The 26,817-nt window shown below is 42.0% G+C and carries 20 protein-coding genes, 2 tRNA genes and 2 pseudogenes; 9 read left to right on the top strand and 15 right to left on the bottom strand.

The annotated features are described in order from the left end of the window. Window positions 1–467: 467 nt before the first annotated feature. Window positions 468–1,109 (top strand): TfoX/Sxy family DNA transformation protein, encoded by a 642-nt coding sequence (locus ACEYKX_RS00310; RefSeq protein ID WP_373767432.1) that lies wholly within the window; start codon window positions 468–470, stop codon window positions 1,107–1,109. Between the two features lie 142 nt (window positions 1,110–1,251). After that, complete coding sequence (gene fumC, locus ACEYKX_RS00305; protein ID WP_373767431.1) at window positions 1,252–2,646, top strand: class II fumarate hydratase; 1,395 nt, start codon at window positions 1,252–1,254, stop codon at window positions 2,644–2,646. A 325-nt stretch (window positions 2,647–2,971) separates the two neighbouring features. On the opposite strand, the gene ACEYKX_RS00300 is transcribed toward fumC, so the two are convergent. The 5 genes and pseudogenes from ACEYKX_RS00300 to yiaK form a co-directional block, all read right to left on the bottom strand. Further along, window positions 2,972–3,859, bottom strand: a complete 888-nt coding sequence (locus ACEYKX_RS00300) for an SMP-30/gluconolactonase/LRE family protein (protein WP_373767430.1) — start codon at window positions 3,857–3,859, stop codon at window positions 2,972–2,974. Window positions 3,860–3,910: 51 nt separating this feature from the next. Further along, window positions 3,911–5,017: a substrate-binding domain-containing protein gene (locus ACEYKX_RS00295; protein ID WP_373767429.1), complete on the bottom strand. Its 1,107-nt coding sequence runs from the start codon at window positions 5,015–5,017 to the stop codon at window positions 3,911–3,913. 26 nt (window positions 5,018–5,043) lie between these two features. Then, window positions 5,044–6,090: an ABC transporter permease gene (locus ACEYKX_RS00290; RefSeq protein ID WP_021117711.1), complete on the bottom strand. Its 1,047-nt coding sequence runs from the start codon at window positions 6,088–6,090 to the stop codon at window positions 5,044–5,046. A gap of 47 nt (window positions 6,091–6,137) precedes the next feature. Next, window positions 6,138–7,641 (bottom strand): annotated as a pseudogene (locus ACEYKX_RS00285) (sugar ABC transporter ATP-binding protein). A 48-nt stretch (window positions 7,642–7,689) separates the two neighbouring features. Next, complete coding sequence (gene yiaK, locus ACEYKX_RS00280; RefSeq protein ID WP_373767428.1) at window positions 7,690–8,688, bottom strand: 3-dehydro-L-gulonate 2-dehydrogenase; 999 nt, start codon at window positions 8,686–8,688, stop codon at window positions 7,690–7,692. A gap of 220 nt (window positions 8,689–8,908) precedes the next feature. Between yiaK and ACEYKX_RS00275 the strand changes: the two genes are divergently transcribed. Continuing rightward, on the top strand, window positions 8,909–9,700 hold the full coding sequence (locus tag ACEYKX_RS00275; RefSeq protein WP_373767427.1) for an IclR family transcriptional regulator: 792 nt from the start codon (window positions 8,909–8,911) through the stop codon (window positions 9,698–9,700). Between the two features lie 380 nt (window positions 9,701–10,080). Here the strand turns inward: ACEYKX_RS00275 and glpK are convergent, their stop codons facing one another. The 9 genes and pseudogenes from glpK to ACEYKX_RS00230 form a co-directional block, all read right to left on the bottom strand. After that, window positions 10,081–11,592 carry a glycerol kinase GlpK gene (gene glpK, locus ACEYKX_RS00270; protein ID WP_373767426.1) on the bottom strand — a complete coding sequence of 504 codons (1,512 nt, stop codon included), beginning with the start codon at window positions 11,590–11,592 and terminating at the stop codon, window positions 10,081–10,083. 21 nt (window positions 11,593–11,613) lie between these two features. Beyond that, complete coding sequence (locus tag ACEYKX_RS00265) at window positions 11,614–12,399, bottom strand: MIP/aquaporin family protein (RefSeq protein ID WP_373767425.1); 786 nt, start codon at window positions 12,397–12,399, stop codon at window positions 11,614–11,616. A gap of 247 nt (window positions 12,400–12,646) precedes the next feature. Continuing rightward, the gene (gene mutS / locus ACEYKX_RS00260) at window positions 12,647–15,244 is read right to left on the bottom strand and encodes a DNA mismatch repair protein MutS (RefSeq protein ID WP_373767424.1); all 2,598 of its coding nucleotides are present in this window, start codon (window positions 15,242–15,244) and stop codon (window positions 12,647–12,649) included. 194 nt (window positions 15,245–15,438) lie between these two features. Next, the gene (locus tag ACEYKX_RS00255) at window positions 15,439–17,292 is read right to left on the bottom strand and encodes a YadA family autotransporter adhesin (protein ID WP_373767436.1); all 1,854 of its coding nucleotides are present in this window, start codon (window positions 17,290–17,292) and stop codon (window positions 15,439–15,441) included. Window positions 17,293–17,349: 57 nt separating this feature from the next. Beyond that, a pseudogene (locus ACEYKX_RS00250) lies at window positions 17,350–17,472 on the bottom strand (ESPR domain-containing protein); the annotation flags it as partial. Window positions 17,473–18,043: 571 nt separating this feature from the next. Next, window positions 18,044–19,369: an HslU--HslV peptidase ATPase subunit gene (hslU, locus tag ACEYKX_RS00245; protein ID WP_373767423.1), complete on the bottom strand. Its 1,326-nt coding sequence runs from the start codon at window positions 19,367–19,369 to the stop codon at window positions 18,044–18,046. Between the two features lie 152 nt (window positions 19,370–19,521). After that, the gene (gene hslV, locus ACEYKX_RS00240; protein ID WP_373767422.1) at window positions 19,522–20,043 is read right to left on the bottom strand and encodes an ATP-dependent protease subunit HslV; all 522 of its coding nucleotides are present in this window, start codon (window positions 20,041–20,043) and stop codon (window positions 19,522–19,524) included. A gap of 115 nt (window positions 20,044–20,158) precedes the next feature. Beyond that, window positions 20,159–20,866 (bottom strand): DNA/RNA nuclease SfsA, encoded by a 708-nt coding sequence (gene sfsA / locus ACEYKX_RS00235; protein ID WP_373767421.1) that lies wholly within the window; start codon window positions 20,864–20,866, stop codon window positions 20,159–20,161. 1 nt (window position 20,867) lies between these two features. Beyond that, window positions 20,868–21,263, bottom strand: a complete 396-nt coding sequence (locus tag ACEYKX_RS00230) for a VOC family protein (RefSeq protein ID WP_373767435.1) — start codon at window positions 21,261–21,263, stop codon at window positions 20,868–20,870. A gap of 115 nt (window positions 21,264–21,378) precedes the next feature. Here ACEYKX_RS00230 and mutY point away from each other — a divergent pair, with 115 nt between their 5' ends. From mutY to ACEYKX_RS00205, 5 genes are all read left to right on the top strand, one after another. Next, window positions 21,379–22,512 carry an A/G-specific adenine glycosylase gene (gene mutY / locus ACEYKX_RS00225; protein ID WP_373767420.1) on the top strand — a complete coding sequence of 378 codons (1,134 nt, stop codon included), beginning with the start codon at window positions 21,379–21,381 and terminating at the stop codon, window positions 22,510–22,512. Beyond that, on the top strand, window positions 22,490–22,765 hold the full coding sequence (locus ACEYKX_RS00220) for an oxidative damage protection protein (RefSeq protein ID WP_373767419.1): 276 nt from the start codon (window positions 22,490–22,492) through the stop codon (window positions 22,763–22,765). The genes mutY and ACEYKX_RS00220 overlap by 23 nt, the downstream gene beginning before the upstream one ends. 14 nt (window positions 22,766–22,779) lie before the next feature. Next, window positions 22,780–23,871: a membrane-bound lytic murein transglycosylase MltC gene (gene mltC, locus ACEYKX_RS00215; protein ID WP_373767418.1), complete on the top strand. Its 1,092-nt coding sequence runs from the start codon at window positions 22,780–22,782 to the stop codon at window positions 23,869–23,871. A 125-nt stretch (window positions 23,872–23,996) separates the two neighbouring features. Beyond that, window positions 23,997–24,072, top strand: a tRNA-Phe gene (locus ACEYKX_RS00210). 17 nt (window positions 24,073–24,089) lie between these two features. Further along, window positions 24,090–24,165 (top strand) — tRNA-Asn (locus ACEYKX_RS00205). 313 nt (window positions 24,166–24,478) lie between these two features. Here the strand turns inward: ACEYKX_RS00205 and dapF are convergent. Next, window positions 24,479–25,303, bottom strand: coding sequence for a diaminopimelate epimerase (dapF, locus tag ACEYKX_RS00200; RefSeq protein WP_373767417.1), 825 nt, complete (start codon window positions 25,301–25,303; stop codon window positions 24,479–24,481). A 153-nt stretch (window positions 25,304–25,456) separates the two neighbouring features. On the opposite strand from dapF, the gene ACEYKX_RS00195 reads away from it, so the two are divergent. Then, on the top strand, window positions 25,457–26,779 hold the full coding sequence (locus tag ACEYKX_RS00195; protein ID WP_373767416.1) for an anaerobic C4-dicarboxylate transporter: 1,323 nt from the start codon (window positions 25,457–25,459) through the stop codon (window positions 26,777–26,779). The last annotated feature ends 38 nt before the right edge of the window (window positions 26,780–26,817 follow it).

The raw sequence follows: 26,817 nt of genomic DNA, 5'->3' as shown, positions 1-26,817 counted from the left end.
GGCACCATCAGGGTTTTAATACGAGAGAAACCGCAAGTTAGAGATAGCTTGCGGTTTTTTTTATTTTGCGGAAGTAATGAACAGAAGAAGAAAAGAAGAGAAGAATGAGGCTGACAAGCGGTCGGATTGCGGGGGAATTTTTCAGATAATGGCATAGTAGACAAAATTGTTTAGCAATTTCTACCCTAAATTTTAAGGAAAAAGTAAAAAAGGATACGTAAATTGTATATTTTTTGTTTGTTGGATGAATTTTAATCGTTTTTTGACAAGCACAGAGATATTTTTTAGAACATAAAATGTTCATTTTGTTTTATTTTTAAACAATTTTTAAAGTATTTTTTATTTTTTCGACAGATGTCACAAAAATAATTACTTCTTGGGATTGAAAATATTTTTTTAGCAATGAATTATTCACCTGAGAAATGTAGTTTCTTTTTTTATTATTTTATTTATAAAAGGAGTAATTTATGTCTAGCATCGAGACAAAAACAAAAGAGATAAGAGCTTTACTCTTCCCTATCATTGGTGAGACAAAAGCAAAAACCACGTTTTCCTATTATGGTATATTTAAGGACGATATATTATTTGCTTTATATAAAGATAATAACTTTTATCTTCGTGTTTCGGATATTTTTGCTGCAGAATTACTTGTGTATGAAGAAACCAAACCTTTACAAGATCCCAATATGGGAATTCATGCGAAAAACTTCTATTTTATTCCACCGTATATATTAAATAATTTACAACAGTATTCACATTGGATAATTAATACTATTCAGGAAATTTCCACCTTAAGGCAGAAAAATAATTCTATGCGAAAAAATTTAATTCGTTCTCTTCCGAATATGAATATAAATATAGAAAGGACATTAAAGAAGTTGGGAATTAACTCTGTTGATGAATTTATTAAACGGGGTGAAATAAGTATTTTTGTGGATTTGATTAAAATGGGAATTGATGTAAATCATATTATGTTATTTAAACTCTATGGTGCGATTACACACAAATATATTTATACCTTAAGTCAAAGAGAAAAACAGTTTTTACTCAAAGAAGTCAACATTGCGCTTTATCAAGCTGGTCTTCGGAAACGTTTTAATATTGAATAGCCTTTTATTATCGATTTATGATCCATATCACAATTTCTTGAAAAAGTAAGGAATGATGATCATTTTTCATTCCTTTCCGGCTCGGCGGGTGCTAATATTTTCCGACTATAAATTTTTTAATCATCATGTTTAGGAGAAACCAATGACATTCCGTATCGAAAAAGACACCATGGGTGAAGTGCAAGTCCCTTCAGATAAATATTGGGCGGCACAAACTGAACGTTCACGTAATAACTTTAAAATCGGTCCTGAAGGTTCAATGCCTGCTGAAATCATTGAAGCATTCGGTTATTTGAAAAAAGCAGCCGCTTATGCAAACCACGATTTAGGCGTACTTTCTGCGGAAAAACGGGATTTAATCGCACAAGCTTGCGATGAAATTTTAGCAAATAAATTAGATGATCAATTCCCGCTTGTGATTTGGCAAACAGGTTCAGGCACACAGTCCAATATGAACGTGAATGAAGTGGTTTCAAACCGCGCGCACGTCTTAAATGGCGGTAAACTTGGCGAGAAATCCATTATTCACCCAAATGATGATGTGAACAAATCACAATCTTCAAACGATACTTATCCAACAGCAATGCACATTGCGGCATACAAAAAAGTGGTTGAACATACCCTTCCTTGTGTAAAACGCTTACAAAAAACCTTAGCGGACAAAGCAGCGGCATTCCAAGATGTGGTTAAAATTGGTCGTACTCACTTAATGGACGCAACACCATTAACATTAGGTCAAGAGTTCTCTGCTTATGCTGCACAATTAGCTTTCGGTATTAAAGCGTTAGAAAATACGCTACCGCACTTAGCAGAATTAGCGTTAGGCGGTACAGCGGTTGGTACAGGTTTAAATACACCGAAAGGCTACGATGTGAAAGTCGCTGATTACATTGCGAAATTCACCGCTTTACCGTTTGTTACCGCACAAAACAAATTTGAAGCCCTCGCAACGCACGATGCGATCGTAGAAACTCACGGTGCTTTAAAACAATTAGCGGTTTCACTTTACAAAATCGCTAACGACGTGCGTTTATTAGCGTCCGGTCCACGTTCAGGTATCGGCGAAATCTTAATCCCTGAAAATGAACCGGGCTCATCAATTATGCCGGGTAAAGTAAACCCAACTCAATGTGAAGCAATGACAATGGTTTGCGCGCAAGTGTTAGGTAACGATGTGACGATTTCATTTGCTGGTACACAAGGCCACTTCCAATTAAACGTGTATAAACCGGTTATGGCGTACAACTTCTTACAATCTGCACAATTATTAGGTGATGCGTGCGTATCATTCGATGAACATTGTGCAATCGGCATTGAGCCTAACTACCCACGCATTAAACAGCAGTTAGATCAATCTCTCATGCTTGTTACGGCGTTAAATACGCATATTGGGTATGAAAATGCAGCGAAAATTGCCAAAACTGCGCACAAAAACGGTACAACACTCAAAGAAGAAGCAATCAACTTAGGTTTAGTGACCGCTGAACAATTTGATGAGTGGGTACGCCCTGAAGATATGGTGGGAAGTTTGAAATAATTTCCGTTGATGTAAGGCTGGTTTTTATCTTAAATCAGCTTTTGTCTATGTGTTTTTGTAAAATATCACGCTAATCATACCGCTTGTATTTTATAAAAAGTATAGTAGACAAAGTAGCTGAAAGAAAGTGGCTTTAAGCCACTTTCTTTCAATAAAGAGATTCGATATTCAATGTAAAGATTTTTAGCATAATATTATGAATATCCAAATAGAAAAAAGACTATTTCAGAAAATTTGTTCATCAGCAATTGGCGGCTATACTTACTGTATAGCGGTTAGATAAATTGTAAAGTAAACAAAAGATCTGACCGCTTGAATAATTGGTTTAACGGATAGTTAAACGATAAAGACTGTTACTTGCGGTAATGAATAAGGTTTTTTGATCATTACCAAAAGTACAATTTGAAGTTGTTTTGTTTAAGATGAATCTTCCAAGAACTGTACCATCGCTGAGTAAAACCATTAATCCTGTTTCACAGCTGCAATAAATCGTTCCTTGTTTATCAACGCAAAAACCATCGGGAATCCCAGGTGTAATTTCGGCAACATCTTTACGATTTTTTAGGTATTTGCCATCCACATCAAATACCACTAAATGGTGCAAACCTTCTTGGTTAAATTCAACAGCAGACATATCTGCGACAAATAGTTGTGTTTCATCAGGTGAAAAAGCTAATCCATTTGGTCGCATTGTATTGAAAGTCGCGATGTTTATTTCTTGAGTACGGGGGTCAAAACGATATACATAGCAACCTATCATTTCACTTGGTGATTTTTTCCCTTCAGCATCACTAAGAATACCGTAAGGAGGATCGGTAAACCAAATTGTGCTGTCGGATTTAACAACAACATCATTAGGGGAATTAAAACGTTTTCCATCAAGTTTATCGGCTAAAATTTCGATATTACCTTTTAAGTCAGTTTTACTAATCGCTCTTCTACCGTGTTCGCAAGTAATGAGATTTCCGTCCAAATCAATTGCATTGCCATTGGAAAAATAAGAAGGTGATCTCACCACTTGTGTTCCTTCTTGTTCACTCCATCTGTACATTGTATTTGCTTTTACATCGCTAAACGTCAATGCTTGTTGTTGAATTGACCAAGCAGGACCTTCTGCCCAAATGGCATTTGAAAAAAGCTCTTCAAAGTTAAATGCAGTACCTACACATTGATGAAATCTATCATCATATATCTCAACGGTTAAATCACTCATATTGACTTCCTAGAAAAACAAGCGGTCTGTTTAAGACCGCTTTATTTTAGATTATTTTACGCCCCAAATTGCTTTATATGCTTCCTTATAACCATTTTGTGGGTCATAAAGATTTTTTTCGCCACCATCAAATTCGACATTCTCTTTTGTTACAAGATGTGCAGGTGTGACATAGCCTGACGGTTTTTCTTTTGCAAAAGCACGGTTTAGTTCATCAACTAATTGCCAGCCGTGTAAGTTAAGGGGTTCAGGGACTGTTGCAAATTGTTTATCATTGTTACGGATACGTTGATATGCTGTCACAGAACCATCTCCTGCTGAAATACTATATGGTCTGTCTTTATTTGCAGAGCGTAATGATGGTGCCATAAAGTCAAAGTAAAGATCATTGATCGCTAAGGCATATTGCAAATCGTCACCATATTTTTGCAGTAAGCTAAAGGTTAAGTTCGGCATACGGCTTGATGTATCTGCTAATGGTGTATCAATAAATTCTAAGACTTTGCATTCCTTACATTTTTCAATCACTTCTTTCATTACATTCGCTTTACGCAATGCAATTTCATAGAGTGAATCAGTTAAGATAACCACTTTTGCTTTACCATCGGACTCTGCTACAGCAAGCATTGCAGAAAGTTTGGCAATTTCATCAGAATCAGAGGTAACATTGTAGAAAATACCATATTTATCAATAGCACCCGGTTCTGGTGTTGCGTGCCAAGCGGTCAGAGTAATGCCATTTTTTACTGCTTTTTGTAAAGGAATTTTAGCGACATTCGGATTCCAACCTCCGATAACGATCGCATCTGGCTTACGAGCAATAGCTTGGTTTAACGCAGCTAGTTGATTATTTACAGTACCCGCTCCATCAAGTACATCAAGTTTCCAGCCTGTTGATTGTACGGCTTCTTTCATTCCGTCAATTACCCCTAACACGCCACCATTTTTCATATCAGAAGCAATAAAAATAATGGTTTTATTTTGTTGCAATTTAGGGCCAGTTGTCGGGCCATCCCATTTCTCCTGTTTTGCTGTCGCCGCTGTAACTTGTTGTTTTGCCTCAGCAACAAACGGATCATTAGCAAATGAGTTACTCGAAACTGAAACAGCGACTAAAGTTGCAATGGCTGTTAAAGTACTGCGTAAATAACGTTTCATAGTGTGTTCCTCGATTAAGGTTAGGGTTAATTTGTTACTTTCTTTTGTACAGATTTTTGATTTAATAAGCGTTTGCGTTGTGCATAGCCTGCAATGGTAATTGAGAGTAATAGTGTTGTTCCGTTAAAGAGCGGTTCAACCCAGAATGCTCCGCCAAATTGTTGAATACCTGAAATGCCGATAGCAAGAATAGCGATACCGACAACCGTTCCCCAAACATTAATACGTCCGGGACGAATAGTGGTACTGCCTAGGAATGCCCCTACAAGTGCAGGAAGTAAGTAGTCCATACCGACGCTTGCCTGACCAACTCCTTGTTGAGCTGAGATCAAAACCCCTGTAAATGCAGTGATAACGCTAGATACAATGAAAGGTACTATGGTGTATTTTTTGATATTGATGCCATTTAGACGAGCGGCAGTAGGGTTTCCGCCAACGGCATACATACAGCGACCTGTTGGGGTATGTTCTGTTACTAACCACATAATGATTGCAACGGCTAACACATAGAATGCGGAAATTGGAATACCGAAAATCTCTGTACTATTAAGAGCAATAAATTCATCGGGTAAATCGCCGACTATTTGTCTTCCGCCTGAGTGCCACAGTGCAACAGCATAAAGAACCGTTCCAGAACCAAGTGTTGCAACGAAACTATCAATGTCTGCCAGTGCCACTAAAATACCGTTTAATAATCCATATAATGCTGCAATAATTAACACGGTTAAAATGGCCATTTGCCAAGAGAACCCATATTGTACTTGTAAGGTAATAACCAAAATATGCCAAAGCACAATTCCAAAGCCGACATTAAGATCAATTTTACCGACAATCATTGTTGTAGTTGCTGCAAGTGCCAGTAGTGCAATTTTTGATTTACTTTCCAAAATCGCATTTAGCGTAAGCATTGAAGCGAAAGATTCTGTCGTAAGCGAAAAGATGATCACTAATAATACGCAAAGCCATAGTAATCCATAACGTGTTAGCATCTGAGAAAACCAAGCCATAAAACCATCACGAGCAATAGAAACTGGCTGCTCTAGTGCGGTTGATTTAATATTTGTTTGTGCCATAAATGACTCCTGAGTAATAAGCCCAAATTTGTAAAACTAGGGGTAAATCAAACCGCTTGTTTTGATTTACTGTCCGACGCTAAAGCAAGTAACTTCGCAAAACTCACATCTTCATTGCGTAGCTCTCCAGCAATATCTCCTCTGTTGAAAACTAAAGCTCTGTTACAAAGGTGAGCAATCTCTTCAAAGTCGGTAGAAATAACGATAATAGCTACACCTTCTCCAAGTGCTTTATTCAGAAGATCGTAAATTTCTGCTCTTGCTCCAACGTCAACTCCTGCCGTTGGGTCTTCAAGGATAAGAATTGGGGTATTAAGGTGCATCCAACGTGCAACAACAATTTTTTGTTGGTTACCACCTGATAATGCACTGACATCAATAAAGAGATTTTTTGGGCGAATATCAAATAATTGGAATTTAAACCAACTTTCGCCCCATTCTTCTCGTTTACTGTATTGTTTGAGTGGTGAATGTCCGCTTAATACAGGATTGATGAATAGGTTTTCTGTTGTTGTCATTGACATCACAAGACTTTCACGCGTACGATCACCTGCAACAAGTGCTACACCTTTATGAATAGCGTCTTGTGGTGAATCTGCACGATATGCTTTGTTATCAAGAAAAATCTCGCCTTTATCAAGTTCTCTTAATCCGAAAAGTAAACGTCCTATTTCTTCTTGTCCTGCACCGCGTAATCCTGCTAGAGCAATCATCTCGCCCTTATGCAAGGTAAAGGAAACAGGACCGGTATCCCCTACTACAACATTATTTAATCGTAGAATTTCAGGGGTATTTTCAGGTAAAGCAACACGCTGTCTGCCACGACTTTCTTCACCAACAATAGCTTTGACTAACCCTTTTACATCATAATTTTTCGTAGCACCTTCTGCGACAGGGAAGCCGTCACGCATTACTAGAATACGGTCAGAGATAGCAATGACTTCATCTAAACGATGAGTTACGTAGATCATTCCTACACCCTGAGCACGCAAGCGGTTTAATACAGTGAAAAGATGTTCAACGTCACTGGGAGGCTGTTGGTTCATCTAAAACAAGAATTTCTGCATTGATCGCAATAGCTCGAGCAATAGCAAGCAATGCTTTTTCAGTTCGGCTAAGATCAAAAACACGCGTATCCGCAGAAAGTTGAATACCGACAAAATCCAATGCTTGTTGTGCTTGTTCCTGAATTTTACCCCAGTCAATTAGTCCGAATTTGCGAGGAAAGCCCATTACAAACGCCATGTTCTCCGCAATTGTCATCCATTCAATTAAACCAAGATCTTGGTGAATAAATGCAATAGGCTTTTTATTCCCTTTCTCCAAAGAAAGGGCAGATTGAACCTTTTGTTGGTGAAACAAAATGTCTCCACTGTCTCGCTCATAAATTCCCGCTAATATTTTAATTAGCGTTGATTTTCCCGCACCGTTTTCACCTAATAAGGCGACGATTTCGCCTGAATGAATATCAAGGCTAACATCATTTACAGCAGTGTGACTACCAAAGCGTTTAACGATATGTTGTAAACTTAAAATTGGTTGTGTTGCCACATTTTCCTCCTTACATGTTGAGGAAGGTTATTTATATACATCGCATAACTATAGCGACTTCAACTTCGCCCAAACCGTATCATCTACCGGAATACCGTTGGCTTTGTTCTCTGCCAAGATAGTGGTAAATTCGTGTCCCGGTAAACGTACGGCCACATTTGGATCAGAACGTTCTGCGGTACGGACATAATCCATAATACGTTCAAGTTTTTCTTCCTTAGTTTTACCATCAATTAAGCGATCAACTTCAATGGCAATAAAGATTTGTGAAACGCAATATTCATCATCTTTGTCTTCTGTTACCGCAGCAGTCGATAGACCATTAGAAAGCAAAGTAGCAATCATATCTAACACGATAGATAAACCGGAACCTTTCCAGAAGCCGGCAGGTAACAAACGACGGTTTTTCTCTACAGTACCTGGATCGCGAGTGAGATTGCCGTCATCATCAAACCCGGCATCCACAAAGGTTTGGCGACCGGCTAAACGGTGGACTTCTAACATGCCGTAAGAGTACATGGAGCAGGACATGTCAACCATAGTAATCGGGTTACTCGGCACCGCAATGATTAACGGGTTTGTTCCGATACGGCACTCTTTTGCCCCCCAAGGTGGCATCACCGCAAGGGCGTTTGTCCAACAAATGCCGATATAGCCTTTCTCCGCTGCCTGCCAACCGTAACCACCACCACGCATCCAGTGATTTGCATTTTTTAATGCCACTACACCGATACCAAATTGATCAGCGATCTCCATTGCTCTATCCATCATTTTTTTTGCAGTTAAGTTACCGATGGCTTGATGAGCATCCCATTGTTCAATCGCACCCAGTGAAAGGACCTTAGTCGGCACTGCATCAGGAATTATATCGCCCTTTTCTAATTGTTGAATAAAGCGCGGGAAACGGTTTACACCGTGGGAATAGACACCGGCTTGAGTGGTATCCGCAAACATGGTGGCACACTCTTCAGCAATATCTTCGCGTACTTGGCGGTCAAGTAATACACGTTTAAATTCGGCTTTAAGCTCGGAATAAGAAACTTTCATTGGAACCTCTTTATTTCACATAGTAAAATGATATTCCACAAATTAAACCCAAAAAGGTTAAAAGTCAATCAAACCACAAATTTAAAAGTAATTATAAATCAATTGGTTATTTGTAAATTTTCAGATTTGTGAGTCAGTTCTCATTTTTTAGAATTGTATTTTATAATATGAAATACGATATTATGATGGCTCGGTAGATCATTTTGAGGAGAAATAAAACATGGCAGCAGAGAAAAGTGGCGGAAATCAAAGTCTTATACGTGGCTTACGTTTGATGGATATTTTAAGTAACTTTCCGAACGGTTGCCCGTTGGCAAAATTGGCTGAAATTGCAGAACTGAATAAAAGCACCGTACACCGTCTGTTGCAAGGCTTGCAAAATGAAGGCTATGTGAAACCGGCAAGTTCGGTCGGTAGCTATCGTTTAACCACAAAGTGCCTCAGTCTCGGGCAGAAAACCCTCGCTTCCATGAATATCATTCACTTGGCGTCCCCTCATTTGGAGCGGTTGAATCTCACTTTGGGAGAAACCGTCAATTTTTCCAAACGGGAAGACGATCATGCGATTATGATTTATAAGCTTGAACCGACTTTAGGCATGATGAAAACCCGTGCTTACATCGGACAACATTTACAACTTTATTGCTCGGCAATGGGAAAACTGTATTTGGCTTATGAAGAGAACCAAGATTATTTGGAACGTTATTGGCGTGCTCATACCAGCCAAATAAAGCAATTAACCTGCAAAACGATTACCGATATTCAAACTATGCGTCAGGAATTAAATGAGATTGTACAATCCGGATTTGCGATGGACAGAGAAGAAAACGAACTCGGCGTTTGCTGCCTTGCCGTACCGGTGTTTAATCATTTGGGGAAAGTGGAATATGCCATTTCAGTTTCTACTTCAATTCATCGCTTAAATGAAAATACGATGAATGATTTTTTAAGTGAAATTCGCTATACGGCACAACTCATTTCTCAAGAGCTGGGATATTGCAAAATACAGTAATAAAAGTGTTTCTCTTCATGATGGTATGGTGTTTAACGGTGGTATTCATATTACTTCATCATCAAGCTCGCTGGGAGGGCAGCTAAATATTTGACTAATGGAATAGAGATGAGCATTAAAGCAATGCAATTTAACTATGGGCTTTCTTAGTTTTTCCATGAAAGGGTTGTTCTGCTTCAAATTATTGTTAATTGATGAGCAGAAAATGCAATTATTTTTGTCGTTTTTATAAAAAGTGGGTTAAAGCCTTATAGTACAAGGTTTCAACCCACTTTACAGACTCAATTTTATCTACTATGCCAAAAATTTTCTATTGTTCTACCCGCTTATTCTATATTTCATTAATAATGTAGTCCAACTTTTGGGTGTAGATTAGAAAATTACTCAGCGTCTTCTTTCGCCCATTCTAATGAACGTCTCACCGCACGTTTCCAACCTTTATAACGTCTTGTACGTTTTTCTTCATCATTATCCGGTGAGAAGGTTTTTTCTACTTCGGCTTTACCGCGAAGTTCTTCCAAACTTCCCCAGAAGCCTGTCGCCAAACCGGCAAGATAAGCCGCACCGAGCGCAGTGACTTCCAATACTTTCGGACGTTCCACTTTAGCATTAAGAATGTCCGCTTGGAACTGCATTAAGAAGTTGTTCGCTACCGCACCACCGTCAACACGTAATGTACCCAGTTTTACTCCGCTGTCCGCTTGCATTGCATCTAACACTTCACGGGTTTGATAGGCGATAGATTCAAGCGTTGCACGCACGATATGGTTACGGTTTGCTCCGCGAGATAAACCGACAATCGCTCCGCGTGCATACGGATCCCAATATGGTGCCCCTAAACCGGTAAACGCCGGCACGACATAAACGCCGTTTGTGCTGTCTACTTTGGTTGCAAAGTATTCGGAATCACGGGCATCGTGGATAATTTTAAGTTCGTCTCGTAGCCATTGAATTGAAGCACCCGCCATAAAGATTGAGCCTTCCAAGGCATAGCAAGGTTCACCTTTGGCGTTACACGCAATCGTAGTCAATAAGCCGTTTTTCGATTCAACGGCTTGATCGCCCGTATTCATCAACATAAAGCAGCCTGTGCCGTAAGTATTTTTCGCTTGGCCTGCGTCGACACAAAGATGTCCGTAAAGTGCTGCTTGTTGGTCACCGGCAATCCCTGCAACCGGAATACGCACGCCGCCCATACCACCAATGTTAGTTTGTCCGTAGATTTCAGACGAATTTTTCACTTCAGGCAACATTTCACGTGGAACATCTAATAATTCCAACATTTTGTCGTCCCACTGTTTGGTGTGAATATTGAATAACATGGTACGAGAGGCGTTGGTGTAGTCGGTCACATGGCTTCTGCCTTGAGTCAGTTTCCATACCAACCAAGTATCGACGGTTCCGAACAGTAACTCGCCTTTTTTCGCCCGTTCTCTTGCCCCTTCTACGTTATCCAAAATCCATTTGACTTTTGTGCCGGAGAAGTAAGGATCCACTACTAAACCCGTTGTTTTACGGATGTAGTCCGCGTGCCCCGCTTTTTTCAATTCATCACAAAAAGATGACGTACGACGACATTGCCATACAATCGCATTGTAAATCGGTTTACCGGTTTCTTTTTCCCAAACAATGGTGGTTTCACGTTGGTTGGTAATACCGATAGCGGCAATTTGATCGGCTTTTACTCCTGCTTTTGCAACCACTTCGTTCAAGGTTGAACTTTGGCTTGCCCAAATTTCCATCGGGTTATGTTCAACCCAACCTGCTTGCGGATAAATTTGAGTAAATTCACGTTGAGCCACTTCAATGATATTGGCATTTTTGTCTAATAACACCGCGCGAGAGCTGGTTGTGCCTTGGTCTAGCGCAATAATGTACTGTTTCGTTGTCATAAGAATGTCCTTTAATCCGAGTTATTCACAATTGTTGCAAGGTAAATTTTTACCGATGACACGGGTATAGATGAACCCGCCCAATAATGCACCGATGATTGGTCCGAAAATCGGTACAAGGAAGTAAGGGATATCACGTCCGCCGGTGAATGCAATGTCTCCCCAGCCGGCAAGGTAAGTGAAAATTTTCGGTCCCAAATCACGCGCCGGATTCATCGCGAAGCCGGTAAGCGGGCCAGTTGCCCCGCCGATAACCGCAATCAACAAACCGATTAATAACGGAGCCATGGCGCCTCTTGGTACGCCGTTACCGTCATCGGTTAAAGCTAAAATGAGCGTCATTAATACGGCGGTAATCACAATTTCAACGCAAAATGCTTGGAATACACTAATGTGTTGATTCGGATAAGTGGAAAATACGCCGGCAAAACCAATACCTTCACCGCGCACGATATTTTTTGCCGCTTCACTCGCTGCAAACAAGTCCTTGTATAAAAAATAGACTAACGCAGCGGCAAAAAAAGCACCTAATATTTGCGAAACAATATAAGGTGCCACTTTTTTCCCGTCAAAACAGGCAAATTTCCATAATGCGATGGTGACCGCCGGGTTTAAATGCGCTCCGGATAAGCCCGCCGAGGCATAAACCGCCATCGCCACCGCAAGCCCCCACATAATCGAAATTTCCCACAAACCGAATGTCGCTCCGGCTACTTGAGCCGCCGCCACACACCCCGCACCGAAAAAAATAATGAGCCCGGTACCGATAAATTCACCGATACAGGCTGCTTTGAGTGATCTGTCCATACATTAATCCCCTCACAGGAAAACGAAAAAAAACAAAAAATGTTTGAAAACGAAAATTTTCTAGACAAATATAGATAAACAAACATTTTTATCAAATAAATAAATACAATTTTGTGAGGTGCAGCACATTTTTTAATATAAAAATGTTGAAATTGTGATATTTATCACATAAAAATATACCAGTGAAAGCATGAACTTTGCACCGGTAATACTCAAAAAAAGGAAAATGACATTCGTCAAAACACCGCTATAACATGTGAACTAATTGCTTCAACCGATATAGAGCCTCCAACGCTTGTTTCGGCGTGAGTTCATCGGGATCAATCTCCGCAAGGGCTTGTTCGACTTTGGACGGTTCGACAAGCGGTGAGATTGGCTCAACATTTTGCAAATTCGCCGAAAAGAGTAAATCTTGCTGTGGATTTGCGTCTAATTGTGCCGTTTGTTGCGAAAGTTGTTCAAGCTGTGTGAGTTTCTGTTTCGCGAGTTGGATCACTTGCTTTGGTACGCCTGCTAGGGCGGCAACGGCTAAACCATAACTTTTACTTGCTGCCCCTTCTTGTACGCTGTGCATAAAGGCGATGGTGTCGTTATGTTCCAACGCATCTAAATGGACATTGGCAACGCCTTTGAGCTGGTTTGGTAAGCCGGTTAGCTCGAAGTAGTGGGTGGCAAATAGGGTGAGCGATTGGGTTTTCTTCGCTAACCATTCGGCACACGCCCAAGCGAGCGATAAGCCATCGTAGGTCGAGGTGCCTCGTCCGATTTCATCAACAAGAACAAGGCTGTTTTCGCTGGATTGATGCAGAATATTCGCCATTTCGGTCATTTCCACCATAAAGGTTGAACGTCCTGACGCTAAATCATCAGAAGCGCCGATACGAGTAAAAATACGGTCAATCGGTCCGATTTCTGCACTGTCCGCAGGCACAAAACTGCCGATATATGCCATTAAGGTAATCAAGGCAATTTGTCGCATATAGGTACTTTTACCGCCCATATTCGGGCCTGTGACGATCAACAAATGGCGTTGTGGATTGAGCAGTACGGGGTTGGCAATAAACGGCGTTTTTAGCACTTGTTCAACAACTGGGTGGCGACCGCCTTTGATATTCACGCCTCGCTGATGGCTAAAACTTGGCATCACATAATTCAGGCTTTCGGCACGTTCGGCAAGGTTGGTTAGCACATCAAGTTCCGCTAACACAAGGCTTGCCAACTGCAATTCACCCAAACGTGGCATTAACAGTTCAAACAGTTCATCATAAAGCTGTTTTTCAAGGGCAAGAGAAGCCCCTCTGGCTTTTAACACCTTATCTTCATAGGTTTTCAGCTCAGGGATAATATAACGTTCCGCATTCTTTAACGTTTGACGGCGGACATAATGGATCGGAGCTTTATGAGCCTGCCCTTGACTGATTTGGATATAGTAGCCGTGTACCGCATTGAAGCCTATTTTAAGGGTATCAATGCCTGTTTTGGCTCGTTCTCTCGCTTCTAAATCTTCAAGGAATTTGGTTGCCCCTTCCGCCAAACTTCGCCATTCGTCCAGTTCGGCATTGTAGCCTTCAGCGATAATGCCACCGTCACGGATAAGTTGCGGTGGGTTATCAATGATTGCTTTGTTCAATAGCTCGAACAGCTCGCTAAAGTCGGCGATCTGCTGCAACGTATTGTCTAAACAAGCGGTTAGATGTTGTGAATGTTTTACAATATCGGGGATATGCTCTAAGGCTGTGCGTAAACGGGTTAGGTCACGGGGACGTGCGGTGCGTAACGCAATGCGAGCCAAAATCCGTTCCATATCGCCCACTTGTTGCAACAGGGGTTGAAGCGGTTCGATACGTTCATTGGTTTGCAATGCTAAAATGGTTTGCTGGCGAGTATGCAGTTTGGCTAAATCACGAATAGGTTGATGGATCCAACGTTTGAGTAAACGGCTACCCATTGGGGTGACGCATTTATCTAACACTGCCGCAAGTGTGTTTTCCGTACCGCCAGCCAGATTGGTGGTTAATTCCAAATTTCGACGAGTTGCCGCATCAAGTAAGACGGTATCGCTATTTTGAGCCAAATGAATGCTGTTGATATGTGGCAGTGCAGTGCGTTGAGTTTCTTGAGCATAATGCAACACACAACCAGCCGCACACAAGGCGACGACCGCTTGTTCGACCCCAAACCCTGTAAGATTTTGTGTCCCAAATTGACGGTTAAGCAACTGAATAGCCGTTATCAGCTCAAATTCCCAGACTGGTCGGCGGCGTAAACCTTTGTAACCCTGTAAAATACCTGCATCAGAAAAATCTTCAGGATAAAGGATTTCTGCTGGCTGGGTGCGTTGTAATTCGGCAGACAGTGCCTCTTTGTTGGGTAATTCACTAATCAAAAAACGCCCGGAAGCCATATCTAATGTTGCAAGGGCGAAAACGCCTTTTTCTTGATAAATTGCGGCGACCAAATTGTCTTGGCGTTCTGGTAATAGTGCTTCATCGCTGACCGTTCCAGGTGTAACAATTCGCACGACTTTACGTTCAACAGGCCCTTTGCTTGTTGCAGGATCACCGATTTGCTCACAAATCGCCACACTCTCACCTAACGCCACCAACTTCGCCAAATAGCCCTCAACGGCGTGATACGGCACTCCCGCCATTGGAATTGGCTCGCCTGCCGATTGCCCACGTTTTGTCAGAGAAATATCTAATAATGCAGCCGCTTTTTTGGCATCATCGTAAAATAACTCGTAAAAATCGCCCATACGATAGAACAAAAGAATATCGGGATTTTGGGCTTTGAGTTGGAGATATTGGGCCATCATTGGCGTGTGGTTTGAGAGATCAGGTGTCATTGATTTTATGAAGTTTGTAATAACATTGAATAAGTATTTTAGGGGGGAATAAACAAGCGGTCAATTTTGAGGAGAAATTTACCAAAAATGCTATTGGATATTTAATGAATTGGTGCATAAATCACACTAAAGACAAAGGTTGGAATCACTTCCAACCTTTATTAACACAGTATATTCAACAAAATACCGCTAAATTACCATTGATAACCGACACCGACGGAACCACCGAAATCACCGCGTGTATTTGCGTTACCTTGGAGTTTGATGATGGTTTTACCGCTATCGCTTGCACGAGAATAACCGACTGCCACCGCACCTTCATTTTTGAAGGTACCGACAGATGCCGCGACCATGGATTTACCCGGTAAGTAAACCTGTGGTAAACCTGCCGCTGCATTTGATCCGGCGATACCTGCGCGAAGATCTTTGTTATTACGGTTAATTTTAGTATCCACACCTTTTAATTGGCTGACATTGACCGCATCGGTATCTGCCGTACCTGCCGCAACATTCGTTATTTTCGCCGCAGAACCGTCTGATTTAGCCACTTTTACATCGCCATCCGTCGTTGAGCTGATGACCGGACCGGTGCCACCGACTTGAACGGTATCAAATACCGGAGCCATTGATGTTGCGATTTGAACATTACTACCTTCACCTGAGATAACAATATTATTACCTGCTGTATAAGTGACCGTATCACCGGCGTTAATATTGCTGGCTGTTGTTGAGGTATAAGTTGATGAACCTGTACCGGTTGAGTTTGCCGCCACCGTCCAATTTCCTGCGTTTGATGAAGAAGAGGAACTAATTGCGCTCATTACGGCATATAATTGACTGCCGTTGATTGCATCGGTACTGGTTGCAGAAATTCGACCTGCAGCTACGTTTGTGATAGTACGCTTAATTGTATCGTTGCCCACGGAAACTGTTGCATAAGGATCTGTACCTGCAAAACCTGAGTAAGTTACGCCGTTAACCGTGGCTTCAGTAGTTCCTACCGCTACGCTTGTTTCTGAATTGGCACCTAATGCAACATCTCCCTCGTTATTTGCCTGAGCCCAGTTACCTAATGCCGTTGAATTAAGAGAAGTCGCATTTGCAAAACCACCTAATGCTACCGCATACGATTTTTGTGAAGTTGCCTTACGACCAATTGCAATAGACTGACCTTCTTGAGCATTTGAACTTAAACCAATTGCAATAGATGTTCTACCTGCAGCAGTTGCGGCCAAACCTACAGCAACAGTAAAACGTTCTGAAGCTACTGCTGATGCACCAATAGCTGTTGATGCCGTATCGCTTGCTTTTGCTCCAACCCCAACAGCAGTGGAACTTAAGCCACTAGCATTTGCTGAGAGACCATATGCAGAAGCAGAAGTACCAGATGCATTTGCCTCCATACCAGTTGCTGTAGAATTTCTCCCACTTGCCTTAGACAAATGACCAACAGCAACAGCGTTAACATTACTTGCATTTGCGGCTTTACCTGCTGCAAACGAATTATTACCGCTGGCTTGAGCAACTGCTCCTATGGCTGTTGACAATTGACCTGTTGCACTTGAATAGTAACCAACCGCACTGGAACCTCCTCCGGTTGCTGTTGTACGCTCACCAATTGCCACATTAAATGGCTTATTTAACGCGGAGCCAATTACAGTTTGACTATTTGCTCCACTACCAATGGCAATATTATTACCGGACGAAGCACCGTTTGCCGCATCAGTGCCGATTGCAATAATATTAGATGCTTCATTAATATTACTACCAGCTCTTTCCCCAATACCGATATTATTATACGTATTACCGATGCTATTATTAATTGCTTGTGTATTGGAAGAATTTACCCCGGCATTACGACCGATAAAAATATCACGTGCACCAACTGCTGTTGCGTTATCCCCTACGGCAATTGCATAAGCTCCTGTACCCGCTACTCTTGAATTCGTACCGATAGAAGCACTATCTCTACCTGCTGCGGTAGTATTTTCTCCGATAGCAACCGCTCTCGGACCGGTTGCCGTTGCTTCTGTACTACTACTATTCACTTTTAAATGATTATCTGCTGCATAAACTCCACCAGCAAGACCACTAATAGCAATGACAACACTTGCTGCGGTTTTTGTTAAAGAGGATGATTTAGCCTTACCTTTGATGTGCGATAATTCGGAAACAACAGTCCAACTGTTTGTTGCGTGATTCCAAATCACTCGGAAAATTTTGTTCATAACAACATCCTTTTAGGAATTAAAATAAAATATGCTCTATTGGTGAATGTTAGATCAACAATAAACATCTAACGTTGCCATTATATTATGTTTTCTAAAATAGAAAATAATCTCACACATAAGTAGATAACACATTTAACAAACTTTAACAAAAACTTACACACAAAAATAATCATTTACATCAATGTTTCTAACTTATTCCTAAAATAAGTCCGAATTTATCTCTTAACACCTCACAAGCAATCACCAAAGCAACCTTATTACACAAGGTAAAATCAAAATATTGTTATAATCCTTATAGTTAAATAGACACATAAAAAATTCTTTTTTATAAAAAAGAGAAATATAATAAATTAAATTTATGTAAAAATAAGAAAATAAACATTTCTTTCGTTCAGAAAATACAATATCCCCTTAAAATACCATAATATATATACGGCTATATAGAAGTAACTTCTCCAACCAAAAGAGTGTTTTTGTCAATAAAAAATGTCGATAGACATAAATCAATCGACATTTTTTATTTGTTACGATACATTTTTGCTGTTAGTAAAGTACCCAGAGACAAATACTAAAGAATAAACCGACTTAAATCTTCGTTTTCAACCACATCATTTAAGGCATTACTGACATATTCCGCATCAATGGTAATTTTTTCTCCCGAACGCTCACTGGCATCAAATGAAATACCGTCCATTAAACGCTCTAATACGGTATGTAAACGACGAGCTCCGATATTTTCGGTTTTTTCATTGACCCGGAAAGCCGATTCGGCAATACGGCTGATTCCGTCCGGAGTAAACTCCACGTCAACGCCTTCCGTTTTCATTAATTCGCGGTATTGTAGCGTGAGAGATGCATTCGGTTCGGTTAAAATACGTTCAAAGTCGTTTTTCGTTAATGATTTCAATTCGACACGAATAGGCAAACGTCCTTGCAATTCCGGTAATAAATCCGACGGACGCGCGACTTGGAAAGCCCCGGAACAAATAAATAAAATATGATCGGTTTTCACTATTCCGTGTTTGGTATTCACGGAACTGCCTTCAATAATCGGTAACAAATCACGTTGAACGCCTTCACGGGAAACATCTCCGCCACTGTATTCGCCTTTCTTGCAAATCTTATCGATCTCATCGATAAACACGATACCGTGCTGTTCTACCGCTTCAATCGCCTGCTGTTTAAGCTCTTCCTGATTCACCAATTTTGCCGCTTCTTCATCAATCAACACTTTCAACGCATCCTTGATTTTCATTTTACGTTTTTTGGTTTTATTCGGCGACATACCTTCAAATAACGATTGAAGCTGAGAGGTCATCTCTTCCATCCCCGGCGGTGTCATGATTTCCACACTCATTTGCGCCGCAATATCGACTTCAATTTCTTTATCATCCAATTGACCTTCCCGCAACTTTTTACGGAAAATTTGGCGGGTGGTTTTGCTGGTTTCCGACACTTCAGGGTTACCCCATTGATCTTTTGCCGACGGAATCAGAATATCCAAAATACGCTCTTCCGCCGCTTCTTCCGCACGAAAACGGTTTTTTTCTACCGATTGCTGACGAACCAGTTTCACTGCGACATCCGTTAAATCACGAATGATCGAATCCACTTCTTTACCGACATAACCGACCTCGGTAAATTTGGTGGCTTCCACTTTGATAAACGGCGCATTCGCCAATTTCGCCAAACGGCGGGCAATTTCGGTTTTACCCACACCGGTAGGTCCGATCATCAGAATATTTTTCGGTGTGACTTCCTGACGCAGTTCTTCCGGCAACTGCATCCGACGCCAGCGGTTACGCAAAGCAATTGCCACCGCACGTTTTGCTTCATTTTGTCCGATAATATGAGCGTCTAATTCCGACACAATTTCACGAGGAGTCATTGACATAGTTTGTTCCTTTTTGTATTGGCGTAAGTCTTTGTACTTATGCCGTTTGACAAGCGGTACGATTTTGCAACATTTTTACCGAAAATGACCGCTTGTTTATCATAAAAAATATGGCACAAGTCAGGGTGCTTGCGCCATCTCATTCAATATTACTAGACTTCTTCAATCACATGATTATGGTTACTGTAAATATCGATATCACCGGCAATTCTCAGTGCTTCCGCCACGATTTCCTTTGCCGATAGATTGTTTTCCGTACGGAGTAATGCAAGCGCTGCCGCTTTTGCGTAGTTGCCGCCGGAACCTATCGCCAATACGTCCTGTTCGGGTTCGATCACATCACCGCTACCCGAAACCAGCAAAAATTCGCTTTCATTCGCCACGATCATCATTGCTTCCAATCGGCGTAATGCACGTTCGGTACGCCACTCTTTTGCCAGTTCTACCGCCGATTTCACCAAATGCCCTTGGTGCAATTCCAATTTTTTCTCAAACAGATCGCGTAAAATAAACGCATCCGCCGTGGAACCGGCAAAGCCTGTGACCACTTTATCTTTGTATAAACGGCGTACTTTGCGTACCGTTCCTTTCTCAATGCAATTACCTAAAGTTGCCTGCCCGTCACCGCCGATAGCCACTTTGCCGTCTTTACGCACACATACGATTGTCGTCATTTGAATTCCTTTATTAATAAAAAACCGCCCTGTATTTGAGGGTGAATATCACAAGTTTCAAGTACAAGCGGTCAGATTTGGCATTTATTTTGCAAATAAGGTGAAATTCACCTCACTAACCAAGTGCTTTTTTTAACACTATGCCGACAGGCACGTTTTGCTCAATACACACATCCGCTTTATACACTAACGGAATAACACCGCCATCCACCGCTTGCGTAAATAACCGCGCATAGGTCGGATCGATCTGCTTCGCTACCTCGAAACGTTCGATCCCCGTATGCAACACGGCAAATAAAATCACCGCATGTCGCCCTTGTTGTGCAATCGCCCTTAATTCCCGCAAATGTTTTTGTCCGCGTTCGGTTTTAGCGTCGGGAAACATTCCTACCCCGTTTTCACCCAATAACGTCGTGGATTTAACTTCGACAAAACAATCAGCCTCTTTGCTTTTTAATAAGAAATCAATCCGACTGTTTTCATCGCCGTACTTTTGTTCCGACAGCACCTCGTCGTATTGGCACAGCTCGCTAATCCATCGATTGGCTAACGCTTCGGCGACCAATTGATTCGCTCGCAGCGTATTGACGCAAATAAAATGTCCGCTTGTCGTTTCGGTCAATTCCCACGTATGGCGGTATTTGCGTTTTAAATTATCGGAAGTCGAAAACCAAACGCGATCGCCGGCATCGGCGCAGCCGGTCATCGCGCCGGTATTCGGGCAATGGATGGTGATTTGTTCGCCGTTTTCCAACTGTACATCGGCTAGAAAACGTTTGTAACGGCGTATCAGAATGCCGCCGGAAAGTGGAGGAAATTGCATATCAACGCTCGTAAAACTCTAACGGTAAATCATCCGGATCGCGAAAAAAGGTAAAACGTTTGCCGGTCAACAGATCGACTCGAACCCCTTCGTGAGCCAGCCCGTGTTCGTCTAAAAACGCAATCGCCCGCTCAAGGTTATCGACCTTAAATGCCAAATGGCGTAAGCCACAGGTTTCGGGGGCGGTAAAACGCGCCGGCGTTATCGGAAAACTGAACAGTTCAATTTGCGATCCGTCGGCAAAAGCAAGATCTAATTTATAGCTTTCTCGCTCGGCACGATAGGTTTCCCGAATAATGTGCGCCCCCAATATTTCGGTATAAAAGCGTTTGGATTTCGCATAATCCGAGGCAATGATCGCCACATGGTGAAAGCCGAGAATAGGGGTTGAACTCATCATATTCCTCTGTATGCAAGCGGTCTGTTTTGACGAAAATTTTGCAAAAAATTTATCAAATCCGACCGCTTGCGTTAGTATTCACATTTTGAAAAATCATTCTAAAGAGTTTTACGTGAAAAAAACATCCCCTTATCCGCTTGCCCAATCTGCGGTGACTGCGCCGTTCGCCCGACAAATGTTGGCTTGGTATCACCAATACGGACGCAAACAATTGCCTTGGCAGCGAAACAAAACATTGTACGGCGTGTGGCTATCCGAAGTGATGCTTCAGCAAACCCAAGTCGCCACGGTGATACCTTATTTTGAACGTTTTATGCAACGTTTTCCGACCGTCGTCGCATTAGCCGATGCGTCGATTGATGAGGTGCTACACCTGTGGACGGGCTTAGGTTATTACGCTCGTGCCCGCAATTTGCACCATGCGGCGCAAACGGTTCGCGATCGGTTCAACGGTCAATTTCCGACCGATTTCGCCGATGTGCTGTCGCTAAGCGGTGTAGGAAGAAGCACGGCGGGAGCGATTTTGTCGTCGGTACTCAACGCACCGCATCCGATTTTAGACGGCAACGTCAAACGCGTTCTTTCACGTTACTTTGCCGTCGAGGGCTGGGCGGGAGAAAAATCGGTGGAAAATCAGTTATGGGCGCTCAGCGCCGAGGTTACTCCGTTTGAACAGGTTGCTGATTTTAATCAGGCGATGATGGATTTAGGGGCGATGATTTGCACCCGCAGCAAGCCGAAATGTACGCTGTGCCCGCTAGAAACACAATGCCGAGCAAATATCACCGAAACTTGGACACACTACCCGGCAAAGAAACCGAAAAAAACCTTACCCGAACGGCAAAGTTACTTTTTAATTTTAAAACAGGGAACAAAAGTATTATTGGAAAAGCGTGAAGCAAAAGGGATTTGGGGCGGGTTATTCGCTTTTCCGCAGTTTGAATCGCTAGATGCGCTCAAGCGGTTCGTTTCGGCAAAAAATTTGCAAATTTCACAACCATTAATCACGTTTCGCCACACGTTTAGTCATTTTCATTTGGATATTCATCCGATTTTAGTCGACATTTCAACCGATTCGGTTAAAGAAAAGTTAGGAACTTATCAACCTTTTGTATCATCCAATAGGGAATATTGGTATGATCTGTTGCAACCCGGTGAAATCGGTTTAGCAACGCCGATTAAACGCATTTTAGACGAATTAACATTAACCATAGAGAAATATCATGGCGAGAATAATTTTTTGTGAATATCTGAAACAAGAGGCTGAAGGCTTGGATTTTCAGCTGTATCCCGGTGAACTCGGCAAACGTATTTTTGATTCAATCAGTAAACAAGCTTGGGCTGAATGGATAAAAAAGCAAACCATGTTGGTCAATGAGAAAAAATTGAGCATGATGAACCCGGAACACCGCAAACTTTTAGAAACCGAAATGGTCAATTTTTTATTTGAAGGGAAAGAGGTCTTCATTGAAGGCTACGTCCCCGTTGAGTCGAAATAGTTGCTGAGAATCCCATGAAACGATTTAAAAAATATTTGCCTTTGTGCCTTATTATTCCTTTTTTAGCCGCTTGTAGTAGCGGTAGCAAAAAAAGTACGACCAAAAAACCAAGACCGGATTACACTAAAGATACGAACGGATTGGATATTTTGACCGGTCAGTTTTCCCGTAATATCGACCATATTTGGGGGGTAAACGAATTATTGGTTGCCAGTCGCAAAGACTACGTAAAATATACCGATAAATATTACACCCGTAGCCACATTAGCTTTGAAGACGGTCAAATTACGATTGAAACGTTAGGCGATCAAAACCATTTGCGTAATTCGATTATTCATACCTTGTTGATGGGATCGGATGCATCGGGCATCGATTTGTTCGCTTCCGGTGACGTTCCGATCAGCAGTAACCCGTTTTTGGCAGGGCAGGTTGTCGACCAATTCGGACGTTCCGTCACGAATATTGCCGTGGCAAACGATTTTGCGACTTATCTGATTCAAAACAAAACGAAAACCCGTCGCTTGAAAAACGGTCATACCGTGACTTACGTGAATATTCCGATGATTGCCAATCACGTGGAAGTACGTGCAAGACGTTATTTACCGCTTGTACGTCAAGCCTCTAAACGCTACGGCATCGATATCAGCTTAATCCTCGGCATCATGGAGGTCGAATCGGCATTTAACCCGTATGCGGTCAGCTATGCCAATGCCATCGGCTTAATGCAGGTCGTTCCGCGTACGGCGGGACGGGATATCTTTGCCCGTAAAGGCTTCGGCGGACAACCGGATCGCGACTATTTATATAACCCAAGTCAAAATATTGATGCCGGTACCATGTACCTGACCATTTTACGTGATGAATATTTGGACGGCATCACGGATCCGACGGCGAAACGCTATGCCATGATTTCCGCCTATAACAGTGGTGCCGGTGCGGTACTGCGTGTCTTTGACAGTGATAAATGGGAAGCGATTGATCGGATCAATAACTTGGATCCCGATGCCATCTATCGTATTTTGACGACGGCACACCCTTCGTCACAAGCAAGAAATTACTTGGTAAAAGTGAATAAAGCGCAACAAAAATACAAAAACGTTAGATAAAATGTTGTTTTTTAACTCAGTTTGAGTAAAAAGCGATCTATCAAACATAATTTCTGACTTTTTTAAAAAAAACGTTTGACGAGAGGGGGTGAAATCAGCATAATGCACCCCGCAAACGACGAGTCGCCTCGATAGCTCAGTCGGTAGAGCAGGGGATTGAAAATCCCCGTGTCGGTGGTTCGATTCCGCCTCGAGGCACCATTTATTGCAAACTCTTTTCCTCCTTAGTTCAGTCGGTAGAACGGTGGACTGTTAATCCATATGTCGCAGGTTCGAGTCCCGCAGGAGGAGCCATATTCTAAGACGCTGATGAGAAATCATCAGCGTTTTTTCTTTTTGAACATTCACATCAAAACACGCCATTTTTTGCTAAAAATGTGATCTTGCTCCAATTTTTGAAAAAAATTTGAATATTTTCTTCACAAAAAAAGGTAATAGGGAGTATGATTTGTTTCGGCAAATAATAAAAAAATAATTCCTCGAATATCGTCAAACTTATGCGACATTATCTAAACGTAATGTCGCATTTTTTCTTTTCCGATTTGCAAAAAACCGGCGTGATCTGACCGCTTGTGAAACTAAAAACCCGCCAATCGGCGGGTCTTTATCAGAGTTTGACGAATCCGTCATAGATATGTACGGCATCCCCCGTCATATAAAGCGGTGATCCTACGCCGTTCCATTCTATTCGTAACGTTCCGCCGGGTAAATCAACCTGTACGTGGTTATCCAGTACCCCTTGCATAATGCCGACGGCAACCGCAGCACATGCTCCGCTACCGCACGCTTGCGTTTCACCGGCTCCACGCTCGAATACACGCAGTTTTATGTGGTTGGGATTGATGACTTGCATAAAACCGATATTGGCCCGCTCAGGAAAACGCTCATGATTTTCCAATAACGGACCAAGCTCTGAGACATTTGCCGTTTGAATATCTTCCACTTGCAATACGCAATGCGGATTGCCCATCGATACCACACCGCATAACACCGTTTGAACATCCGTTCTTAAAATATAGTTTTTTTCGAATTTATTCGCCGTAAACGGTACTTGCGCCGGTTCCCAAATCGGTTCGCCCATATTGACGCGAATCTGTCCGTCCTCTTTCAGGCTCAAGACCATTTTGCCTTTTGCAGTACTGACTTTAATGTCTTGCTTATTGGTTAAACCTTTTAAGGTGACAAAACGCGCAAAACAACGGGCACCGTTGCCGCATTGCGACACTTCACTACCGTCGGCATTAAAAATACGATAATGGAAATCCAATTCGGGATCATAAGGCGGCTCAACCAATAGCAGTTGATCGAATCCGACCCCACGGTGTCTGTCAGCTAGTTTACGGATTAATTCCTCGGTTAAATAAACGTTTTGTGTCACACCGTCAACGACCATAAAATCATTACCGAGTCCGTGCATTTTTGAAAATTGCATATTTTTCCTATAACGTAAATATTTTTATTGATCCAGATTATAAAGCGAATTCATATTTATGCTATATTACCCGCCCTCTTTAAAATAAGAATGCTCTCTGTCTAAACGTTTCCAGTATGAGGGCTTTTGAATAAAATTACAATGGAGCACTTTATGTCAGCTATGTTTCTTCTGCAATTTGCCGTTGTATTACTCTGTATTTTAATCGGTGCACGTATCGGAGGTATCGGTTTAGGAGTAATGGGCGGTTTAGGTTTAGCCATCCTCTCCTTCGGATTCGGGTTAAAACCGGCGGGTCTTCCGATTGATGTGATGTTTATGATTATGGCGGTGGTGTCTGCGGCAGCGGCAATGCAAGCCGCCGGCGGTTTAGACTACATGATCAAAATTGCGACCAATATTTTACGTCGTAATCCGAAACACATTACCTTTATCGCCCCGGCGGTTACTTGGACATTTACGTTCTTGGCGGGTACCGGTCATGTTGCTTACTCGGTTTTACCCGTTATTGCCGAAGTCAGTCGTCACAACGGTGTTCGTCCGGAACGACCACTTTCCATGGCGGTTATCGCTTCACAATTTGCCATCGTTGCAAGTCCGATTGCCGCAGCGGTTGTTGCTGTTGTCGCCTTCCTTGAACCGCAAGGTATTCACTTAGGTGATGTATTAATCGTCACTGTACCGGCAACCATTCTCGGGTTATTTTGCGCATGTTTAATTGTGAACAAAATGGGTAAAGAATTAAAGGATGATCCGGGTTACCAACGTTTATTACAAGATCCGAAATATGTTGAGGAAAATCATACCAATACGGATCCGGCAAATATTGTCATTTCACCAACAGCGAAAACTTCCGTTGGTCTATTCTTATTCGGTGCATTGCTTGTCGTATTGATGGGGGCGGTTCCGTCATTACGTCCGGTCTTTGATGAAAAACCGATGGGGATGGCGCATACAATCGAAATCGTGATGTTATCCGTCGGCGCATTAATCGTCTTGATCTGTAAACCGAACGGTAATGCGATTACGCAAGGTTCGGTATTCCATGCCGGTATGCGTGCCGTCATTGCGATCTTCGGTATTGCTTGGGTCGGTGATACCTTAATGCAAGGTCATATGACCGAAGTGAAAGCGATGGTGCAAGGATTGGTGGAAACCGCACCTTGGACATTCGCGTTTGCGTTGTTCTTACTTTCCGTTTTAGTCAACAGCCAAGGGGCAACGGTAGCAACTTTATTCCCGTTAGGCGTGGCATTAGGCATTCCTGCTCCAATCTTAATCGGGGTATTCGTAGCAGTGAACGGTTATTTCTTCGTACCGAACTACGGTCCGATTATTGCCTCTATCGACTTTGATACCACGGGTACGACAAAAATCGGGAAATATGTTTTTAACCACAGTTTTATGATTCCGGGCTTATTAAGCATGGCATTCTGCTTATGTTTCGGATTACTGTTCGCCAATATCTTCCTATAATAGGCTCAACGTAAAAAACAAGCGGTTAGTTTACGGCA

This window comes from Glaesserella sp. (assembly GCF_041817755.1).
GTDB lineage: Bacteria > Pseudomonadota > Gammaproteobacteria > Enterobacterales > Pasteurellaceae > Glaesserella.
This window is presented reverse-complemented; position numbering and strand designations above follow the sequence as displayed.

What these genes read in the sequence shown, in the direction of transcription:
- ACEYKX_RS00310 (WP_373767432.1), top strand. Translation starts at nt 468, where the DNA reads ATGTCTAGCATCGAGACAAAAACAAAAGAGATAAGAGCTTTACTCTTC.
- fumC (WP_373767431.1), top strand. Translation starts at nt 1,252, where the DNA reads ATGACATTCCGTATCGAAAAAGACACCATGGGTGAAGTGCAAGTCCCT.
- ACEYKX_RS00300 (WP_373767430.1), bottom strand. Translation starts at nt 3,859, where the DNA reads ATGAGTGATTTAACCGTTGAGATATATGATGATAGATTTCATCAATGT.
- ACEYKX_RS00295 (WP_373767429.1), bottom strand. Translation starts at nt 5,017, where the DNA reads ATGAAACGTTATTTACGCAGTACTTTAACAGCCATTGCAACTTTAGTC.
- ACEYKX_RS00290 (WP_021117711.1), bottom strand. Translation starts at nt 6,090, where the DNA reads ATGGCACAAACAAATATTAAATCAACCGCACTAGAGCAGCCAGTTTCT.
- yiaK (WP_373767428.1), bottom strand. Translation starts at nt 8,688, where the DNA reads ATGAAAGTTTCTTATTCCGAGCTTAAAGCCGAATTTAAACGTGTATTA.
- ACEYKX_RS00275 (WP_373767427.1), top strand. Translation starts at nt 8,909, where the DNA reads ATGGCAGCAGAGAAAAGTGGCGGAAATCAAAGTCTTATACGTGGCTTA.
- glpK (WP_373767426.1), bottom strand. Translation starts at nt 11,592, where the DNA reads ATGACAACGAAACAGTACATTATTGCGCTAGACCAAGGCACAACCAGC.
- ACEYKX_RS00265 (WP_373767425.1), bottom strand. Translation starts at nt 12,399, where the DNA reads ATGGACAGATCACTCAAAGCAGCCTGTATCGGTGAATTTATCGGTACC.
- mutS (WP_373767424.1), bottom strand. Translation starts at nt 15,244, where the DNA reads ATGACACCTGATCTCTCAAACCACACGCCAATGATGGCCCAATATCTC.
- hslU (WP_373767423.1), bottom strand. Translation starts at nt 19,369, where the DNA reads ATGTCAATGACTCCTCGTGAAATTGTGTCGGAATTAGACGCTCATATT.
- hslV (WP_373767422.1), bottom strand. Translation starts at nt 20,043, where the DNA reads ATGACGACAATCGTATGTGTGCGTAAAGACGGCAAAGTGGCTATCGGC.
- sfsA (WP_373767421.1), bottom strand. Translation starts at nt 20,866, where the DNA reads ATGCAATTTCCTCCACTTTCCGGCGGCATTCTGATACGCCGTTACAAA.
- ACEYKX_RS00230 (WP_373767435.1), bottom strand. Translation starts at nt 21,263, where the DNA reads ATGAGTTCAACCCCTATTCTCGGCTTTCACCATGTGGCGATCATTGCC.
- ACEYKX_RS00220 (WP_373767419.1), top strand. Translation starts at nt 22,490, where the DNA reads ATGGCGAGAATAATTTTTTGTGAATATCTGAAACAAGAGGCTGAAGGC.
- mltC (WP_373767418.1), top strand. Translation starts at nt 22,780, where the DNA reads ATGAAACGATTTAAAAAATATTTGCCTTTGTGCCTTATTATTCCTTTT.
- dapF (WP_373767417.1), bottom strand. Translation starts at nt 25,303, where the DNA reads ATGCAATTTTCAAAAATGCACGGACTCGGTAATGATTTTATGGTCGTT.
- ACEYKX_RS00195 (WP_373767416.1), top strand. Translation starts at nt 25,457, where the DNA reads ATGTCAGCTATGTTTCTTCTGCAATTTGCCGTTGTATTACTCTGTATT.